The following is a 3,985-nucleotide window of genomic DNA, read 5'->3' on the forward strand; positions in this document are numbered from 1 at the left end:
GCCACGCCGGCCTCGTTCGAACCCTCCATCGACTACGTGGTCACCAAGATCCCGCGCTTCGCCTTCGAGAAGTATCCGGGGTCGGAGCCGCACCTGACCACCTCGATGAAGTCGGTGGGCGAGGTGATGGCCATCGGCCGCACCTTCGCCGAGAGCCTGCAGAAGGCCCTGCGCGGCCTGGAGACGGGTTTGAGCGGCCTCGACGAAGTCGCCATCGAGGGCGGGACCGACGAGGAGACCGTGCAGCGCGCGCTGTCGGAGCCGACGCCGGACCGGCTGCGGGTGATCGCCCAGGCCTTCCGGCACGGCCTGTCGGTCGAGCAGGTGCACGCCGCCTGTTCCTACGAGCCCTGGTTCCTGCGCCAGATCCAGGCGCTGGTGGCCGAGGAGGCTGTGGTGCGCGCCCAGGGCCTGCCCAAGGATGCGCCGGGCGTGCGGCGGCTGAAGGCGCTGGGCTTCTCAGATGCGCGGCTGGCGAAGCTGACGGGGGCCACCGAGGCCGACGTCCGCGCCGGGCGACGCGCGCTGGGCGTGCGGCCAGTGTTCAAGCGGATCGACACCTGCGCAGGCGAGTTCCGGGCCGAGACGCCCTACATGTACTCGACCTATGAGACCGGGGCCCTGGGCCAGGCGCCGGATTGCGAGAGCGATCCCACCGACCGCCGAAAGGCGATCATCCTCGGCGGCGGGCCCAACCGGATCGGCCAGGGGATCGAGTTCGACTACTGCTGCTGCCACGCGGCCTTCGCGCTCGACGAGATCGGCGTCGAGTCGATCATGGTCAACTGCAACCCCGAGACCGTCTCGACCGACTACGACACCTCCGACCGCCTGTACTTCGAACCGCTGACGGCAGAGGACGTGCTGGAGCTGATCGACGTCGAGCGCTCAAAGGGCGAGCTGCTGGGCGTCATCGTCCAATTCGGCGGCCAGACCCCTCTGAAGCTGGCCCAGGCGCTGGAGGATGCGGGCATCCCGATCCTCGGCACCAGCCCCGACGCCATCGATCTGGCGGAGGACCGCGAGCGGTTCCAGCAGCTGCTGCACCGGCTCGACATCGCCCAGCCCATCAACGGCATCGCCCGCTCCCGCGACGAGGCTTTCGCCGCGGTCCACAAGATCGGCTACCCGGTCGTGATCCGGCCCTCCTACGTGCTCGGCGGCCGGGCCATGGAGATCGTGCGCGATGACGAGCAGCTGGAGCGCTACATCACCACCGCCGTGCAGGTCAGCGGCGACAGCCCGGTCCTGATCGACCAGTACCTCTCCCGCGCCACCGAGGTGGACGTGGACGCGCTGTGCGACAACACCGGCGCGGTCTTCGTGGCCGGGGTGATGGAGCATATCGAGGAGGCCGGCGTGCACTCGGGCGACTCGGCCTGTTCCATGCCGCCCTTCTCGCTGCGTCCCGAAACCATCGCTGAGCTGAAGCGCCAGACCGAGGCCATGGCCCGGGCCCTGGAGGTGCGCGGGCTGATGAACGTGCAGTTCGCTATCGAGGAGCCGCAGAGCGAGAGCCCGCGGATCTTCGTGCTCGAGGTCAATCCGCGCGCCAGCCGCACGGTGCCCTTCGTGGCCAAGACCATCGGCCAGCCGGTGGCCGCCATCGCCGCCAAGCTGATGGCCGGGCGACCGCTCTCCGACTTCGGCCTGGTCGACAAGGCCTACAACCACGTGGCGGTGAAGGAGGCGGTGTTCCCCTTCGCCCGCTTCGCCGGGGTCGACACCATCCTCGGGCCGGAGATGCGCTCCACCGGCGAGGTCATGGGCCTGGACTGGATCCGCGACGGCGAGGCCTCGCCCGGTCCGGCCTTCGCGCGCGCCTTCGCCAAGGCGCAGCTAGGCGGCGGCACCGTCCTGCCCGTCGCCGGCAGCCTGTTCGTGTCGGTGCGCGACGCCGACAAGGCCTGGATCGCCGAGCCCGTGCGCCTGATGATCGCCCAGGGCTTCCGAGTGCTGGCCACCGGCGGCACCGCCGCGTACCTCCAGGACCAGGGCCTGGAAGTCGAGCTGGTCAAGAAGGTGCTGGAGGGCCGCCCGCACATTGTGGACGCCATGAAGAACGGCGATGTCCAGCTCGTCTTCAACACCACCGAGGGCAAGCAGTCGCTGAAGGACAGCTTCGAGATCCGCCGCACCTCGCTGATGATGAAGATCCCCTACTTCACCACCACGCCCGCCGCCCTGGCCGCCGCCCAGGCCATCGCCGCCATGGCCCAGGCCCCCCTCGAAGTGCGCCCGCTGCAGAGCTACGCCTAGCCTCCGCTCCCAGGCGCGGCAGCGCCGTGGGAGAGGTCGGGAGAGGGCTACGCCGAGTTCGGGACGTCGCGGCCGTTGGACCCGTTCGCGCCCGACTGTGGCGATCGCCCCCTGCCCCATCCGCCGTCCGTGGACGCGGCCAACATCGGTTTCGGGCGCCGACGGTCGAACGTCCGGTTGCCGGCGATCGGCCGCTGACGGCCTTCGACCCGTGGCGGACGTTGTCTAAGAAATCGGATGTTTCGACCTCTTGGCTGCAAACTGAAGCTCGCTCAAGATGGTGCAGCTTCAAGGGAGGGTGGCGTGCTGGCGGCCTTGCGCACTCGCTTTCAGCCACGCAGCCGATGCGGCAGGCGAGAGTATTGGCTATTCGCCACGGCCTTCTTTGGCCATCGCGATGGTTGCAAGCACTTGGCCTTTGGCTGCTTGCGTCGGCTACACAATCGGCCTGTGGTTTCTCGAGGTTCGACGGCTGCATGACATCGGGAGGAGCGGCTGGTGGCTCGTTCCCCTCGCGGCAGCGCAGTCCTGCCCACCCTTGCTCATGGCAGATGGGACGATGCCAAGCGGGGCCGCTTTCGGCGCAGGCTTGCTGCTAACATTCGCACCCCTAGTCTGCCTCGGGGTGCTCCCGGGTAAGCCTTGGCCAAATAGGTACGGACCGCCCGCCCCGTAGGTCTCCTAACCACCACCCATGGCGGACCTTCACCCCGTCCGCTTGGTGGTCAGAACGGGCTGTGCTCAGGCCGCGGCGCTCACGGCGTCCGGGCGGGGCAGGACCGACTCGATGGCGCCGATGAGGGCCGCCATCTCGATGGGCTTGGCCACGAAGCCGTTCATGCCGGCGGCAAGGTACTCGTCGATCTGGTGGCGCATGACGTTGGCCGACAGCGCCAGGATGGGCGTCTCCGCCTGGCCGCGCTCGGCCTCCAGGGCGCGGATCGCGCGCACGGCGTCGACGCCGTTCATCACCGGCATCTGGACGTCCATGAGGACGACATCATAGGTCCCGGATCGGAAGGCCTCCAGCGCCTCAGCCCCGTCGGCGGTGAGCCGCAGCTGCACGTCCAGCGGCTCGAGCAGCGCGGCCAGCAATAGGCGGTTGGTCTTGTTGTCCTCGGCCGCGAGGATGCGCAGAGCCGGCAGCTCCAGGGCCCGCTCGGCCTGTTCCTCCTGTGGGTCGCCCGCGGCGCTGACCCATGTCAGCGGCAGCTCGAATGTGAAGGCCGACCCCCGCCCCTCGATACTGGCCACCGAGACCGTGCCGCCTAGAAGCTCGACCAGTTCGCGCGAGATGGCCAGGCCGAGGCCGGTGCCTCCGAACTTGCGGGTGGCGCTGGGGTCTCCTTGCGAAAAGCGCCGGAACAGTTGCTCCAGCCGGTCGTGGGCGATCCCGGCGCCGGAGTCGGCCACCGTGCAGGCGATCCCGTCCTGCGTGCGGCGCACCGACACCCGAATCTCTCCGGCGCTGGTGAACTTCACCGCGTTCGAAGCCAGGTTGGCCAGCACCTGCCGGATCTTGCCGCCGTCGCCGCGCCAGACGCCGCCGGCGTCGGGCTCCACCTCCACCAGAAACGCGACGTCCTTCTGGTCGGCCAGGGTGGCGAAACTGCGCGTGGCGACGTGCACCTCCCGCTCGAGGTCGAAGTCGTGGACGTCGATCTCCATCCCCCCGGCCTCGATCTTCGACAGGTCGAGGAGGTCGTTGAGGATGCCCAGCAGCGAC

General features: G+C 69.1%; 3 protein-coding genes. 2 read left to right on the forward strand and 1 reads right to left on the reverse strand.

The annotated features are described in order from the left end of the window. Positions 1–2,259, forward strand: a 2,259-nt coding sequence (gene carB / locus QZV94_RS23700; RefSeq protein ID WP_293682725.1) for a carbamoyl-phosphate synthase large subunit, incomplete at its 5' end; no start/stop codon positions are given. Between the two features lie 397 nt (positions 2,260–2,656). Further along, the gene (locus QZV94_RS25300) at positions 2,657–2,935 is read left to right on the forward strand and encodes a DUF805 domain-containing protein (RefSeq protein WP_367255236.1); all 279 of its coding nucleotides are present in this window, start codon (positions 2,657–2,659) and stop codon (positions 2,933–2,935) included. 65 nt (positions 2,936–3,000) lie between these two features. Here the strand turns inward: QZV94_RS25300 and QZV94_RS23705 are convergent. Then, a partial coding sequence (locus tag QZV94_RS23705; RefSeq protein WP_293682727.1) for an ATP-binding protein occupies positions 3,001–3,985 on the reverse strand: 985 nt, incomplete at its 5' end.

The organism is uncultured Phenylobacterium sp., assembly GCF_902826855.1.
Taxonomy (GTDB): Bacteria; Pseudomonadota; Alphaproteobacteria; order Caulobacterales; family Caulobacteraceae; genus Phenylobacterium.

What these genes read in the sequence shown, in the direction of transcription:
- QZV94_RS25300 (WP_367255236.1), top strand. Translation starts at nt 2,657, where the DNA reads ATGGTTGCAAGCACTTGGCCTTTGGCTGCTTGCGTCGGCTACACAATC.